The sequence below is a fragment of the Paraburkholderia sp. C35 genome, from assembly GCF_003121405.1.
GTDB lineage: Bacteria > Pseudomonadota > Gammaproteobacteria > Burkholderiales > Burkholderiaceae > Paraburkholderia.
Genome location: NZ_QBUY01000010.1, coordinates 120348 through 135173, shown reverse-complemented (window position 1 = coordinate 135173; position 14826 = coordinate 120348). Strand labels below are relative to the sequence as shown.

Sequence of the window (14826 nt, the reverse complement as noted above, 5' to 3'; positions counted from 1 at the left end):
AGGATCGTTTAGAACTGGATCGGATACGGCGGAAGTTCGCCGCTCTCGTAGCGCTTCGGCAAGTCGGGCGTGGCGTTCTCCCACACCAGCAGCATCGAGCGCTTCTGCGAGTAGCCCTTGTGACGAATGTCGGCAGGCATCGCGGCGATGTCGCCGGCGTTCATCGTGATGCGCGCACGCGGCTCGCCTGTGTCTTTATCCGCGACATCCCAGATGATCTGATCCGACAGTTGCAGGAACCACACGACGCGATCGTTGCCATGAAACACGGGCAGCACGAACTCTTCCGTGGTCGGGCAAAAAAGGCTCTGCTTGCACACCGACGTCACCGACGGATTCCACGTCACATCCGAGCGCGACAGATACTTGAACAGGCTGAACGCATGCAGTTCCTTTTCGAAACCGGGTGCGGCGTGAATCTCGGGTTCGTCCTGCGTGACATCGGCGAACTGACGGTTGATGGGGAAATCGTCGCGCAGCGGCGAATCGCCTTCGAGGCCGGGCATGCGCCTGGTTGCAATACGCGTGCGTTCGATTGCCGCGATGTTGTCGCCATGCTTGGCGCCGAATGCGGAACCTGTTTCTTCGGGCGCGGCAAACGGATCGAAGCCTTCGTTGACCCAGTCCTTCAGGATCGCCTTGAACGTCGCCATGATGACGGGCGTATCGAACTGCTGCGTATGATCGACGCCTGCATCGCGGAACGCTGCGTTATACGCACCGGCATACATGTCCACCTTGCCGTAGTGATTGCGCGTGCCGATCACTTCGTCGAAATTCACCCAGCCGTAGAAGAAGCCCCATGCGACATCGCGCATCATGGCGCGCAGGAAGTCGTCGGCATGCATCTGATGCGAGCGCTGCTGGCCTTTGGCGGGCCACTTGAGCGTGACGAAATAGGCGTCGCGTGAAAACTCGAAATCGCCGAGCGCAAACGTGCGATAACCCGTAGCAGCATCCGGCTCGCTCGCGCGGATGTTTTGCAGCGTGTTGACTGTGCTCATGATCCACTCCAGAAAAAGGTTGTGCGCGATGCGTTACTGAATGCAGATGTCTTGCCACTTCTCGACCGAATAGCGGCCCAGAATGGTCTGCACGAGCAGCACGCCTTTTCCTGCAGTCTCGAAGCGATACGCAGCACCTGCGGGCAGCAGCGCCTGATGGCCACGGCGCAGCCGCACGAAACCCATGCTCTTGCCCGACGGCGTGCCATCCAGACGCACGCTGCCTTCCGTTTGCGCATCGACGAGCGGACCGTCGGAAGGCTTGATGAAGTGCACGTCGATCTCGCCATCCATCACGACGCAGAACTCGTCGTGCGATGCCGTGAACCACGGCGACGCGCCTTCTGCACGCAGCGTTTCGATCACATACTTGAGGTTCTTGCCGACGACGATCTTCTCGTACGGCGCGGCATGGCTCGCTACTTCGAACACGTTGGACATTGCATAGTGTTCGGGCTTGCCGTTGATGATCTCGATCGAACCTTTGCGGTAGTTGTCGAGACTCGCTAACCAGGTTTGTTGCATGTCTGCCTCCGTGGATCTCCGTTGATTCTGTCGGCTTCGTCTTGCGTGATGCCATGGACGCAAGAGTAAGTGCCGAGAGGCGCAACAGCAATGATCCGAGGGTCGGCAAATCAGAACGGTGGGTGCGGGCAAAACACCCCAGGGGAATTACCTGGTATGGGCATTCAAGCTTTTACGGGCGGGCCGTTTCAGGGTCACTGGTCGGCAAGTTCTTCACCGACGCTCTTCGCCTCTTCGTCATCGGGCGCGATGCCGAGCGCCTTGTCCCACTGCGGCTCGCGCAGATAGCGGTCGCGCAGGAAATCGACGAATGCTTTCACCTTCGCAGTCGAGCGATGCGACGCCGGATATACAGCCGACAGCCACAACGGCGGCGCCGCGTAATCGGGCAGCACGCGCTCCAGACGGCGTTCGAGCAGATCGGCGGCGGCAACCATCGTCGGCAGCTAGACGACGCCCGCACCGGCCCGCGCGAATTCGAGCAACAGATGCACGCTATTGGTTTTCAGCACCGGATTCAGCGCGATTTCAAAGCACTCGTTGCCTTTCATCAGCGGCCACTTGTCGCCCCACGGATAGTACGAGTAGCGCGCAAAATCATGCCGCAGCAGATCGAGCGGCGTTTCGATCACCGGCTCTTCCTTCAGGTAGTTGGGCGCGGCACACAGCACGCCGCGCACGGGAAAGAGCCGCCGCTCGACCAGCAGGTTCGACGCAGGCGGATAGATCTGCAAGGCGAGATCGAAGCCCTCCTGCACAGGGTCGATCACGCGATCATTGACCGTCACGACGAACTCGATACGCGGGTGCGCTTCACGGAACTCGATCAGCGCGCGCGAGAAATGACCGAGCGCAAAACCCGGCAGCACATGGACATTGAGCGTGCCCGATAGCGATTCGTGTTGCGCGGCGGAGCGTCCCGACAGATCGTGGACCTTGTTGACCAGTTCGGCGCACTCACGGTAGTACGTCTCGCCCACTTCAGACAGACGCACGGCACGCGTCGAACGATGAAACAGCGGCACGCCGAAGTGCTCTTCGAGCTGCTTCACGCGCGACGTGACGACGGATTTCGCCACGCCCAGCTGGCGCGCGGCGCTCGCAAAGCTCTGCGCCTCGGCGGCCCGCACGAACGCCTCCATCGACATGAACAGATCCATGTTGTCCCCTCAGTAATCTGCCGTTCCTTGTTGCGCTGCACGAGGAAGGCTGTATTCGCGATATATGCCGAGTGTACGTTTTTTTCGTGCGCGGTATCGCGATGCACGGTGAATCGGCGATGCCGCGTAAAAACGCCAACGCTGCCCTGCAGTTTGTACAGATGGATGTGCGGCGCAACACTTCGCGCTTTGTGGCTAGTCGTTGGTGGGCCGCACACGCGGCGTTATCCCACTACGTGGAACATCCGTTGCTTGATGTTTGTCTGATGAAGCGAAAGAACGCGCGATTGCCGTCGCGCGCTGCGTTCGCAAGCAATGAACATGGAGGCTGCATGCGTCTGTCGATCCTGATCAACACATCCGATCCAACCAGCAACCACGACTACGCGGTGTTGTGGCTGGACACGATCGGCCACGCGTGGACGTCGCAAGATCGTCGTGGTGTCGAACTGCCTTCTTCGGGCGAGATGCGCGAGGACGGACACGTCATGTCGCTGTGCGCGCGCGGAAGCGAGCAGCCGCTCGTCACGCTGTATGGCGTGCGTGTCGACCGGCACGGCAACATGACGTCGGCGCAGGGACAGGCAACGTGGATCTCGCATTCGCGCAACGATCCTGTCGCGGGATTCTGGCGCTTGCAGGCCGTCGAGCGCGACGCGTCACCTTCCACGCGTCGCTAGCTTTTTCCTTCGTCACGCAAAAACGCCGTGGCTGCGTAACCGCAGCAACGGCGTTTCATCGCACGCACAGCGAGCGCTTAAATCAGGCAGGCACCGTCTCCGCCATCTCCCGACGCGACCACACACGATGCTGGCCCACCGTTTCGATAAATGACTTCAGCGCGGCGTCGGCCTTACCGTCGCCGCCGATCGACACGCCATCGGCCTTGTCAGGCAGATGTGCCGCGCTCAGCACATCCTTGCCCGCGCCGAGCGCCGCAATCGCTTTCAGATGCCGGAACGCTTCGAGCACGAAGTGGCGTGCATCGCCCGATTGCGCGAGTGCCTTCGCCCCTGCTTCGCCGCCCACGATTACCACGCCATCGAACATGATCGACGGCATGCCGGAAATCGTTGCGTCGGGGTGAATGCCATCAATGGGTGCCAGCGTCGGCGCGACCAGCAACGGCATCGCGCCCTCGGACTTCAGCGCGGCCTGCACGCTTTTGATCGCCGCGCTGTCGCTGCCTGGCGCGGCGAGCACGGCGATCTTGCGCGTCCTGATGCCCGGCACCACACGGTTCAACAGGCTCAACGCAGGTGAAGGCTTCTGCTTGCCCGCCGCACGCGCGCCCTTCGCTGGCTTCGGCAACCCAAGTCCTTCGGCTACGGTGGCCGCGAGCTCCGCGTCGAAGTTGGCGAGAATCTCGTTGACCACGCGCGCGCGTATCTCGGGCTTAGTCACCTTGCCAAGCTCGAACTGATAAGCGAGCGCGATATGTTCTTTCTCAACATCGCTCATGCTCTGATAGAACAACGCGGCCTGCGAGAAGTGATCGGCGAACGATTCGCTGCGCACGCGTATCTTCGTGCCTTCCATCGGCTCGGCATAACTCTCGAAGCCGCCATCCTTGGCAGCGGGATCGGTTTCCTTTGGCCATGCGTCGCTCACCGAGTTGGGCTCGTAGGAAGCCTGGCCGACATTGATTGTCTGCCGGTGCATGCCGTCGCGCTGGTTGTTCACATACGGGCTGACCGGCCGGTTGATGGGGATCTCATGAAAATTCGGTCCGCCCAGACGGCTGATCTGCGTGTCCGTGTACGAGAACAAACGCCCCTGTAACAGCGGGTCGTTAGTGAAATCGATGCCCGGCACGACATGCCCCGGATGAAACGCAACCTGCTCGGTTTCAGCAAAGAAGTTGTCCGGATTGCGGTTCAACGTCATCTTGCCGATGATCTTCACCGGCACGATTTCCTCGGGAATCAGCTTGGTGGGATCGAGCAGATCGAAGCCGAATGCATCTTCATCCTTCGCTTCGATGATCTGCACACCGAGTTCGAATTCCGGATAATCGCCGTGCTCGATTGCTTCCCACAGATCGCGCCGGTGGAAATCGGGATCCTTGCCCGCAATCTTCTGCGCCTCGTCCCATAGCAGCGAATACGAACCGAGCACGGGCCGCCAATGCAGCTTCACGAGACGCATCACGCCCTTCGCATTGATGAAGCGGAACGTGTGAATGCCGAAGCCTTCCATGGTGCGCAGGCTGCGCGGAATCGCGCGGTCCGACATCGTCCACAACACCATATGCGCGGACTCGGGTACGAGCGACACGAAATCCCAGAAGGTGTCGTGCGCCGAGCCGCCTGTGGGCATTTCATTCGGCGCTTCGGGCTTGACGGCATGCACGAAGTCGGGAAACTTGATCGCATCCTGAATGAAGAACACGGGCATGTTGTTGCCGACCAGATCGTAATTGCCCTCCGACGTGTAGAACTTCGTCGCGAAGCCGCGCACGTCGCGCACGGTGTCGGCGGAACCACGCGGACCCTGCACCGTGGAGAAGCGCACGTACACCGGCGTCTGCACCGAAGGATCCTGTAAAAAGGCTGCTTTCGTGTATTCGGCCATCGGCTCGTACACCTGAAACACGCCATGCGCCGCCGAACCGCGCGCATGCACGATGCGCTCGGGAATGCGCTCATGGTCGAAGTGCGTGATCTTTTCACGCATGATGAAGTCTTCCAGCAACGACGGACCACGCGCACCCGCGCGCAGCGTGTTCTGGTTATCGGCGATTTTCACACCCTGATTCGTGCGTAGCGCTTCGTTCTGCGGACGCACGCGATTGCCTTCGAGATCTTTCGACTTGAGGTCGTCCTTTTCCTTCTGCGCGGAGGACGACGAATTGCGCTGCTTGCTTGCCATCTGGGGACTCCTTTTTCTCGAACCTGTTTGCATGAAGCTGCCTGTCTGAGCATTGCGCGCGACGACATCCGGCGTATGCGCATGACTCGTTCATACGATCGCGCAAGCACTGTTCCTGGCGCGCGTGCACAGAATCCCGAAAGTGAATCACCGTGAGTCGGCTGCGCAAACCGTGCGGCACAGGGTTTGCGCTAAAGAACGCACGGACGGGCCGTCAAGCGCGGCTCGTGACGATCAACCATCTGTGGAGGTTCGACCATGAAAAGCACGATGAAGAAGGTACTGGCTACTGCGCTCGTGATGGCTCTGTCCGGCGGTGTCTATGCACAAGGTGCAGGCGGCGCGGGTGCGGGAGGCGGTGCGGCTGGCGGCGCAGGGGCTGGCGCTGCCGGTGGCGGGAATGGCGCGGGCGGCGGCGCGGCCGGCAACGGCGTCGGCGCGGGCGGTGGGAACGCGGGTGGTGCAGGCGGTGTCGCGACGCCAGGCGCGGGCGTGAACCGCATGCAGCGCGGCACCACGAACGACAGCGGCTACGGCTCGCCGGGTACCACGGCAACGGGCGGCGGCGCCGGTACAGGCACGGGCTCGACACCGAACAGCGCGGGCTCCATGCAGAATGGCACCATGCAGCCGGGCACGAATGGCATGAACAAGGGCGGCCAGTAATGGCATCGAGCCCAACGGCCTGGTTGTAACAACCGCTCGCCTGCCGATGCCCCGGCGTCATCGCGACGCCGGGGCATCTTGCATTCGATGAACTTCCAACGCGCTGCCGAGGTCCATGGAAGCACAGGCCATTGCCCGCGCACGCGGCCTCGTCGCTCGCGGAAACAACCCCGGAGACAGCCTTGAGTCAACAGACAGACCTGATCGTCGCGCGCCCCGAAGGCCTGTACTGTCCGCCGGGCGATTTTCATATCGATCCGTGGCGCCCCGTCGAACGCGCGGTGATCACGCATGCCCATGCCGATCACGCACGCTTCGGGCATCAGCGCTATCTCGCTGCCGAACCGGGCGCGCTCGTACTGCAATCGCGCCTGCCCGGCATCGCGCTGCAGACGCTGCGCTACGGCGAGCGCATGGCCATCAACGGTGTCGACGTATCGCTGCATCCGGCGGGACATGTGCTCGGTTCGGCGCAGGTGCGCGTCGAATATCGCGGCGAAGTGTGGGTCGCATCCGGTGACTACAAGCTCGATCCCGATCCCACCTGCACGCCATTCGAACCCGTGCGCTGCGACACCTTCATCACCGAATCGACCTTCGGGCTTCCCATCTATCGCTGGGACGCGCCGCAAACGGTGTTCGACGGTATCGACAGCTGGTGGCGACACAACGCGGCGACGGGCCGCGCTTCGGTGCTGTTCTGCTATGCGTTCGGCAAGGCGCAGCATATTCTCGCTGGCATCGATGCGGGCATCGGGCCGATCTTCTGTCATGGCGCCGTCGAGCCGCTAAATCGCGCGTATCGCGCGGCGGGTGTCGCGTTGCCGCCTGTTCGGCTCGTCAGCGAGATTCCCGCGAAGAACAAGGATGCCTTCAAACAGGCACTCATCATCGCGCCGCCTTCTGCGCAAGGCAGCGCATGGCTGCGCCGCTTCGGCGACTATAGCGATGCGTTTGCGTCGGGCTGGATGCGTCTGCGCGGCACACGGCGGCGACGCGGCGTCGATCGCGGCTTCGTGCTGTCCGATCACGCCGACTGGCCGAGCCTGCAAACGGCCATTGCAGCGACGGGCGCGCAGCGCGTGATCGTCACGCATGGCCAGGTCGAGCCCCTGGTGCGCTGGCTGCGCGAGCAAGGCCTCGAAGCAGGCGCGTTCGCCACGGAGTATGGCGACGACGCCATCGAGGCAGATGCAGCAGCAGCCAACGAAAGCGAGCCTGCGGCCGAAGCCGGCGATGCGCCCTCACCCTCGCCCGAAGCATCATGAAGCGCTTCGCCACGCTCTACACCGCGCTCGACGCGACCACCTCGACGCGCGACAAGCTCGATGCGCTGATCACCTATTTCCACGCCGCGCCGCCCGAAGATGCCGCGTGGGCCTCGTATTTCCTCGCGGGCGGCAAGCCGCGCCAGGCGGTGCCGACGCGCCTGCTCACCGAGATCGCCCGCCCGCGTGCGGGTCTGCCCGAGTGGCTGTTCGACGAGTCGTATCAGGCTGTCGGCGATCTCGCCGAAACCATTGCACACGTGTTGCCGCCCGCTGCGCGCACCTCGGAGCTCGGCCTCACGCAATGGATCGAGGAACGCATCCTGACGCTGCGCGGCGCGTCGCCGGAAGTGCTGCGCGAGCGGCTTATCGCGTATTGGGATGAACTGGACTGGAGCGGCCGCTTTCTGTTCACGAAGCTGATCGGCGGCGGCTTTCGTGTTGGCGTGGCGCGGCAACTCGTGGTGCGCGCACTCGCCGATGTAGCGGGCGTCGATCACAAGCTGATCGCGCAGCGCATGGTCGGTTGGACCGATTCGAGCCAGCCGCCCGACGCCGCGCGCTATCTGCGCCTGATCGCGCCCGCGCCTTCGGGCGATGCAGCCGACACACACGAAGCCGTCCGTCACGAAAGCGAACTCGGCCTGCCGTATCCGTTCTTTCTCGCGCATCCGCTGCAGGCCGATCCCGCGACGCTCGGCGATCCAGCATCATGGTTCGCCGAATGGAAGTGGGACGGCATCCGTGCGCAAGTGGTGAAACGCGAGGGCCGCGTGTGGGTCTGGTCGCGCGGCGAGGACCTGATCACGGATCGCTTTCCGGAAGTCGTCGCGCTGGGCGAAGCGCTGGCCGACGGCAGCGTGATCGATGGCGAGATTCTCGCGTGGGAACCCGGCGCGCCTGCGCCATTGCCATTCGCGCGTTTGCAGCCGCGCATCACGCGCAAATCGCTGACGAAACGCGTGCTCGCCGAATCGCCCGCCACGTTTCTCGCCTACGACATGCTCGAAGCGAATGGCAACGACCTGCGCATGCAGCCGCTGCACGCCCGCCGTGCACGGCTCGATGCGCTCGGTGCGAGTCTCGCGGGGACGCTCGCGAGCGATCTGCTGCGCGTGTCGCCACTCGTCGAGGCGCGCGACTGGAGCGCACTCGCCGCGTTGCGCGACGAAAGTCGCGCGCGCGGTGTCGAAGGTCTGATGCTGAAAGAGCGCGACTCTGCGTATGGCGTGGGACGCACCAAGGCGTCGGGCACCTGGTGGAAATGGAAGATCGACCCCTATGCCGTCGATGCCGTGCTGATCTACGCGCAACGCGGCCACGGCAGACGCGCGAGCCTCTACACGGATTTCACCTTCGCCGTGTGGGACGAAGCCGACGGCGTGCGCACGCTCGTGCCCTTCGCCAAGGCCTATTCCGGTCTCACCGATGAAGAAATGCGCGAAGTCGATGCCGTCGTGCGCAAGACCACGATCGAGAAATTCGGTCCCGTGCGCAGCGTCACGCCGACACTCGTGTTCGAAATCGGTTTTGAAGGCATTCAGGCGAGTCCGCGGCACAAATCGGGCGTCGCCGTGCGCTTTCCACGCATGCTGCGCTGGCGCACCGACAAACATATCGACGACGCCGACACGCTTGCCATGCTCAAAGGCTTTATCGACGAACGCGAACGCGTGAGCTAGTGGAAAAGCGCCGTTTAGCAGCGCATCCTAGCCAATAGTGTCAAAATACCGCTTTTGGCATTCCACATCCGAGGCAAACATGGCAGGAGTTCGTCAGTTCAATGAAGACGACGCCTTCGCGCACGCGCTGGACGTGTTCTGGCGCAAGGGCTTTCGCGCCACGTCGATGCTGGACCTCGCCGAAGCGACGGGCGTGCAGCGCGGCTCGCTGTATAACGCATACGGCGACAAGGAAGAAATCTTCATGCGCGTGTTCGAACGCTATGCGCAGCGCTTCGTCGCCGATGCACGCAAAGCGCTCGACAAGCCCGACCTGCACGATGCACTGACGTCGTTTTTCACCTTCGCTATCCGTTCGATCTCGCAGGGCACGCCCGCGCGCGGCTGTCTGTCGACCAAGACGGCTGTCGAGATCGACCCGGATTCACCGCGTCTGCGCGACGCGCTGCAGACCATGCTCGATGCGCTCGAAGCGGCGCTGCTCGCCGTGCTCGATACCAAAGAAGCGCGCGCGCAACTTACGCTGCCGCCACAGCAGGCAGCCAGCCTGCTCGTGACGGCCACGCGCGGCATCGCCGTGATGGAACGCGTCTACGGCGACCCGAAGAAACTCCGGCAAACGGCATTCGCACTCGTCGACGTGCTGGTGCGCAAGCACTAGCGCTACACGTCAATCTGTTCGCATCGCGCGATATGCATAGGTGACATAAGGCACCGTCACCGTATCGCCCGATGCGAGCACCGGCTCGGCCGCAATCAGCGCACGCACTTCGCGCTCCACCTGCGCCCAACCTTCGGGCGGCAAGGCCTGAATGAAACTGGTGGAGTGCACGCGCGTGACGATCACATCTTCGACCGGTCCCGTGTGGCCATGCGGAAGGCGCTGCTCTTCCAGATCGCCAAAACCCTCGGCAGGAAACACCTTGCGCCACTCGCCCGTGTAATAGCGGGGCGCATCGCCTTCGCGCGCGTTGACGATGGCATCGAGTTGCGCGACCCACGGCACGCGCGCATCGCGCACATTCCACACAAGGCCGAGACGACCACCCGGTTTCAGCACGCGCCGGATTTCTGCCAGCGCTTCACGCGTGGCAAACCAGTGAAAAGATTGCGCACATAGCACGGCGTCGACCGATGCATCGTCGAGCGGCAAGCTTTGCGCCGTACCTTCGCGCACGTCGACTTGCGGCAGTGCAGCGGCAAGCTTCTCGCGCATCTGCGCGACGGGTTCGACGGCGATCACTGTCGCGCCCGTTTCGACCAGACGCGGCGTGAACTTGCCCGTGCCCGCGCCGAGATCGACAGCGATGCTGCCCGGCCCGAGCGCGAGCTCGCCTGTCAGCCAGTTCGCCAGTTCCGGCGGATAGTCCGGGCGGCCCTTGACGTACGTGCTTGCGCCCTTCGTATAGCCTTCTGTCGCCGCATGATGAACGTGTGATGTGTCGCGTGTCATGTCTATCGCCCGCTGTATCGAAGACGCTCATTGTGAACGATTCATTTACGCGCGAGCAAATGCTCATGCATGACGCACTGCGGCATCGAAAGTACGCTGCACGTGCTTTGCGCTTGCGAAATCGCACGACAAACGGGCAGCGCTCTTGCGAGACTGTCGCACTCGCATTCACAGCGCGATAATAGTTTGCAGCGTAGTTAGCAGCGATTCGCACAGCGCATGGAGGTCGGCATGCAAGGCAGCCAGCTCACCGTGTTCGCGGCCACGACGGGTCCGCGCAGGCATCATCAGACTGCTATCGACTGGATACTCAACGAAGCGCGTCAGGCGGGTATCCACGGCGCGACGGTGGTCGAGGTGAGCGAATGCGTGGACGTGCACGGCAAATATCACGCGGCGCGCTTCGTCGAGCTTGGCGATCACCCCGTCGCGATCACGCTCGCGGGCGAGAACGACTGTGTCGATGCACTGCTCGAACGCCTGCGGCACGGCAATGTGCCGCTCGTCTACACGCGTTGCGCGGTCGAATACGAGGTGCTTGGCAGCGGCGTTCCATGAAAGCGCGTAACCTGCTTCACGTCTGACGCACATGGCGACGCACACGCTGAGCGGCCCGCACAACGCGAGTCCCGGCGACAGGAGAAACGCGATGAAAACAGAGCCAAGACTCTTGCACGATGTCGGACTGTTCGATGCCGTGTTCGCTTGCGTTCAGGACAAAGACCCATCCCTGCATGCAGGCACGATGTTCGGTTGCCCGGCTGCGTTCGTCGGTTCGCATCTCGCGTTTTGCGTGTACGGCAGCGGCATCGGCATCAAACTGCCCGCCGAACGCGCGGCGATGCTGGTGGACGCCGGGCGCGCGTTTGCCTTTCAACCGTATGGACGCTCGGCGATGCGCGAATGGGTCGAGATACGGATACCACGCGACCGCGTCGGCGAAATTGCTGCCGTGCTGCTCGAAGCCGTCGATTACGCGCGCGATCACGTCAGCCATGCTGGCAGCAACGTACCGCCCGCCTCCGTTACGCGGACACAGCCAGGCAGACACTAAGCGCACGAGTCTCGCGATGAATGGCTGTCAATTGACTTTCTTCACCGAGCGCAACCGGCGCCACGGCCATCAGACCGTCAGCGAGTGGCTGCTGCATGAAGCGCGGGCACTCGGCATCCGTGGCGCGTCGGTGGTGAGTTGCGCGCAGGGCGTCGGGCACGCGGGCGCGTACCACTCGGCGCACGCGCTGTCGCTCGGCGACCAGCCGCAGCAGATCATCCTCGCCACCACCGATGACGAAGCCGACCGCCTGCTCGACAGGGTGCGCGCGGCGAACGTTCATTTGTTCTATATGCGCATGCCAGTGGAATTCGGCTGGATCGGCGACGATGCGGCCAATCCGCGTGAGCGCCACGGACTGTTCAGGCGTCACGGCAGTTGAGGCGCCTGAGCGCGCTGCGCGATTTGCAGCACCCCGAGGGCCGATTCGCGTATCCTGCCCGTTCAGTTCAAGGACGAGGAACGCTCATGTCGTCACTGTTCGATCTGGATGGCCGCACTGCACTCATCACCGGTTCGACGCGTGGCATCGGCCTCGCGCTCGCGGAAGGGCTGGCGCAAGCCGGCGCGCGCGTAATCCTGAACGGCACGCGCGAGCAGGCCGTCGACGAGGCAGTGAGCGCCCTCAGCGCGCGCCTGCCCGATCTGCAGCGCGCCAGCGGCCGCGCCAATGGCCGCACGATCGACCGTGTAATTGGCCGCGCCTTCGACGTCACCGACGAAGCCGCAGTCAACGCCGCTTTTACGCACTGGGACAACGAGGGCGTGCATGTCGACATTCTCGTCAACAATGCGGGCATCCAGTTCCGTCAGCCGCTCGTCGAACTGAAACTCGCGGACTGGCAGCGCGTGATCGATACGAACCTGACGGCGGCGTTTATCGTCGGACGCGAGGCGGCGCGCAGGATGATCGCGCGCGGCGCGGGCGGCAAGATCGTCAACATCGGCTCGCTGACGAGCGAAGCGGCTCGCGCGACGGTAGGCGCGTACACGGCGGCTAAAGGCGGCATCAAGATGCTGACACGCGCGATGAGCGCCGAATGGGCCGCGCACAACATTCAGGCCAACGCGATCGGTCCGGGCTACATACTCACCGACATGAATGCGCCGCTCGTCGCCGATGCCGCCTTCGACGCGTGGGTGAAAAGCAGTAACCCATCGAAGCGCTGGGGCAAGCCGGACGAACTGGGCGGCACGGCCGTGTATCTGGCGTCGGCGGCGTCGAGCTATGTCAACGGGCAGATCATCTATGTGGATGGCGGCTGGCTGGCGGTGCTTTGACCGCGTGTTTCGAATGCAGTTGTAATCACAACGTCATGGCCTTCGACGCGCAGGCTATGCAATAATCAACGTTCACTTACATCGCCCGCCGCCCGTGCTGCTCGCCATCAAGGCTTTTATCGCTCCCGTCATCGTCGCCTGCGCGATGTTCATGGAGAGCGTGGATGCGAATGTCATCGTCACTGCGCTGCCTGAAATGGCACGCGCCTTCGGCCGGGATCCCGTCACGCTGAAAATCGCCGTCACCAGTTACGTGCTGGGGCTGGGCGTGTTCATTCCCGTGTGTGGCTGGCTGGCCGACCGCTTCGGCGCGCGTTCCGTGTTCCGCACGGCTATCGGCATCTTCGTGGTCGGCTCGCTGCTGTGCGCGGCGTCGACATCGCTTGCCACCTTCACTGTCGCGCGCTTTATTCAGGGCGTGGGCGGCGCGATGATGGTGCCCGTCGGGCGGATCATCATTTTTCGCGTGGTGGAGCGCTCCGAGTACATCCGCGCGATGAACTACCTGAGCGTGCCTGCGATGCTCGGGCCGGCGGCAGGTCCGCTGCTCGGCGGCTTTATCACCACGTATCTGCACTGGCGGCTGATTTTCTTCATCAACATTCCCGTCGGCATTCTCGGCATCTGGCTCACCAACAAGTACATCAAGAACACGCGTGAGCCGCATCCAGGGCCGCTCGACTGGACGGGCTTTATCTTGTCGGCGGGCGGCGCGTCGCTGTTTCTGCTGGGGCTGTCGCTCACGGACGGCGAACTGGTGTCGGGCACCACGGCTACCGTGATGACGCTGGTCGGCGCCGTGATGCTCGGCATCTATGTGTTGTATGCACGGCGCGTAGAACGCCCGCTGCTCGATTTGCGTTTTTTCCGCGTGCCGACGTTTCAGGCCAGCGTGCTGGGCGGATCGCTGTTCCGGATCGGGCTTGGCGCTGTGCCGTTTCTGCTGCCGCTCGTGCTGCAGGAAGGGCTTGGCATGAGCGCGTTCCAGTCGGGGCTGATTACGTGTGCTTCGGCGTTCGGCGGCATGTTCATGCGCACGCTGGCGGCCACCGTGTTGCGGCGTTGGGGCTTCCGAACGGTGCTGATGTATAACGCTGCGTTCTCAGGTATTGCCATTGCGGCGTGCGGCGCGTTCTTTCCCGGCACGCCGACGTGGCTGATCTGGGTCATCGTGCTGCTCGGCGGGTTCTTTCCTGCGCTGCAATTCACGAGCCTCAATTCGATGACGTATGCCGAGATCGAAAGCCGCGACGTGGGTCGCGCGACGAGTCTCGGCAGTGTCGTGCAGCAGATTTCTCTCGGGCTTGGCGTGACGGTTGCGGGGATCGTGTTGTCGATCACCCGCGCTGCGCACGGCCATTCCGCGCTTCAGTGGTCGGATTTCTGGCCGGCCTTTCTTGTTGTTGGCCTGTGTTCGTTTGCTTCGATTCCTGTCACGAGAAGGCTCTCGCCCGGTGCTGGAGATGAGATCGTGCGTGGAAAGCGGGAAGTCACGACCAAGGCGTAGGCTGCTCTACCCTTCGTGACCCCAAAGCCGCGAGCGCTTTGCATCACGTCTACGACTCATCGACCGCCTGCCAGTCTTGCGCGCGGCACCCGTAACGTTCTCCCTTCTCCCTACGCGGAAACGCATCATCGCGTTGCCGTCCGCGTCAACAAAACGCCCGTCTCCACGTCGTTTGATCGCGTTCGGCTCGCACCTGAACACTTGCCGCATTGCGGCTTCGATGCTATCGGCAGCAATCCGATCTCTTTAGACAATTTGATCACCAATTCGTGATCTTCCATTTCAGCAATGATCAATACGTCAACGAGCAGAAACGTTAAATAGAACAATCCGCTTTAAACATGCTCGGAGATTT

Annotated in this window: 14 protein-coding genes and 1 pseudogene; 10 read left to right on the top strand and 5 right to left on the bottom strand. The window is 62.7% G+C overall.

Annotated elements, in window-relative coordinates; all coding sequences use genetic code 11:
* Positions 1 to 8: 8 nt before the first annotated feature.
* From DK391_RS09580 to DK391_RS09570, 3 genes and pseudogenes are all read right to left on the bottom strand, one after another.
* Positions 9 to 1004, bottom strand: coding sequence for a hydroxyquinol 1,2-dioxygenase (locus DK391_RS09580; protein WP_109477768.1), 996 nt, complete (start codon positions 1002 to 1004; stop codon positions 9 to 11).
* Between the two features lie 33 nt (positions 1005 to 1037).
* Positions 1038 to 1529: a hydroxyquinol 1,2-dioxygenase gene (locus DK391_RS09575; RefSeq protein WP_109477767.1), complete on the bottom strand. Its 492-nt coding sequence runs from the start codon at positions 1527 to 1529 to the stop codon at positions 1038 to 1040.
* Positions 1530 to 1723: 194 nt separating this feature from the next.
* Positions 1724 to 2689, bottom strand: a pseudogene (locus tag DK391_RS09570) (LysR family transcriptional regulator).
* Positions 2690 to 3021: 332 nt separating this feature from the next.
* Here DK391_RS09570 and DK391_RS09565 point away from each other — a divergent pair.
* Positions 3022 to 3369: a DUF3564 family protein gene (locus DK391_RS09565; RefSeq protein ID WP_109477788.1), complete on the top strand. Its 348-nt coding sequence runs from the start codon at positions 3022 to 3024 to the stop codon at positions 3367 to 3369.
* A gap of 82 nt (positions 3370 to 3451) precedes the next feature.
* Here DK391_RS09565 and katE read toward each other — a convergent pair whose 3' ends face one another.
* A complete protein-coding gene (gene katE / locus DK391_RS09560) occupies positions 3452 to 5593 on the bottom strand; it encodes a catalase HPII (RefSeq protein WP_275426814.1) in 2142 nt (713 codons plus the stop codon).
* 225 nt (positions 5594 to 5818) lie between these two features.
* On the opposite strand from katE, the gene DK391_RS44250 reads away from it, so the two are divergent.
* The 4 genes from DK391_RS44250 (at position 5819) to DK391_RS09540 (ending at position 9837) form a co-directional block, all read left to right on the top strand.
* A complete protein-coding gene (locus tag DK391_RS44250; RefSeq protein ID WP_162600763.1) occupies positions 5819 to 6226 on the top strand; it encodes a hypothetical protein in 408 nt (135 codons plus the stop codon).
* A gap of 182 nt (positions 6227 to 6408) precedes the next feature.
* Complete coding sequence (locus tag DK391_RS09550; RefSeq protein ID WP_109477764.1) at positions 6409 to 7494, top strand: ligase-associated DNA damage response exonuclease; 1086 nt, start codon at positions 6409 to 6411, stop codon at positions 7492 to 7494.
* Complete coding sequence (locus DK391_RS09545) at positions 7491 to 9176, top strand: ATP-dependent DNA ligase (RefSeq protein WP_109477763.1); 1686 nt, start codon at positions 7491 to 7493, stop codon at positions 9174 to 9176. Before DK391_RS09550 ends, DK391_RS09545 begins: the two co-directional genes overlap by 4 nt.
* Positions 9177 to 9255: 79 nt before the next feature.
* The gene (locus tag DK391_RS09540; protein WP_109477762.1) at positions 9256 to 9837 is read left to right on the top strand and encodes a TetR/AcrR family transcriptional regulator; all 582 of its coding nucleotides are present in this window, start codon (positions 9256 to 9258) and stop codon (positions 9835 to 9837) included.
* 9 nt (positions 9838 to 9846) lie between these two features.
* Here DK391_RS09540 and DK391_RS09535 read toward each other — a convergent pair whose 3' ends face one another.
* A complete protein-coding gene (locus DK391_RS09535) occupies positions 9847 to 10629 on the bottom strand; it encodes a class I SAM-dependent methyltransferase (protein ID WP_109477761.1) in 783 nt (260 codons plus the stop codon).
* A 231-nt stretch (positions 10630 to 10860) separates the two neighbouring features.
* On the opposite strand from DK391_RS09535, the gene DK391_RS09530 reads away from it, so the two are divergent.
* The 5 genes from DK391_RS09530 (at position 10861) to DK391_RS09510 (ending at position 14471) form a co-directional block, all read left to right on the top strand.
* Positions 10861 to 11187 (top strand): DUF190 domain-containing protein, encoded by a 327-nt coding sequence (locus DK391_RS09530; RefSeq protein ID WP_109477760.1) that lies wholly within the window; start codon positions 10861 to 10863, stop codon positions 11185 to 11187.
* Between the two features lie 91 nt (positions 11188 to 11278).
* Positions 11279 to 11683 carry a hypothetical protein gene (locus tag DK391_RS09525; RefSeq protein WP_109477787.1) on the top strand — a complete coding sequence of 135 codons (405 nt, stop codon included), beginning with the start codon at positions 11279 to 11281 and terminating at the stop codon, positions 11681 to 11683.
* Positions 11684 to 11699: 16 nt separating this feature from the next.
* The gene (locus DK391_RS09520) at positions 11700 to 12065 is read left to right on the top strand and encodes a DUF190 domain-containing protein (RefSeq protein ID WP_109477759.1); all 366 of its coding nucleotides are present in this window, start codon (positions 11700 to 11702) and stop codon (positions 12063 to 12065) included.
* Positions 12066 to 12151: 86 nt separating this feature from the next.
* Positions 12152 to 12964 (top strand): SDR family oxidoreductase, encoded by an 813-nt coding sequence (locus DK391_RS09515; protein WP_109477758.1) that lies wholly within the window; start codon positions 12152 to 12154, stop codon positions 12962 to 12964.
* A gap of 94 nt (positions 12965 to 13058) precedes the next feature.
* The gene (locus DK391_RS09510; RefSeq protein WP_109477757.1) at positions 13059 to 14471 is read left to right on the top strand and encodes an MFS transporter; all 1413 of its coding nucleotides are present in this window, start codon (positions 13059 to 13061) and stop codon (positions 14469 to 14471) included.
* Positions 14472 to 14826 lie beyond the last annotated feature (355 nt).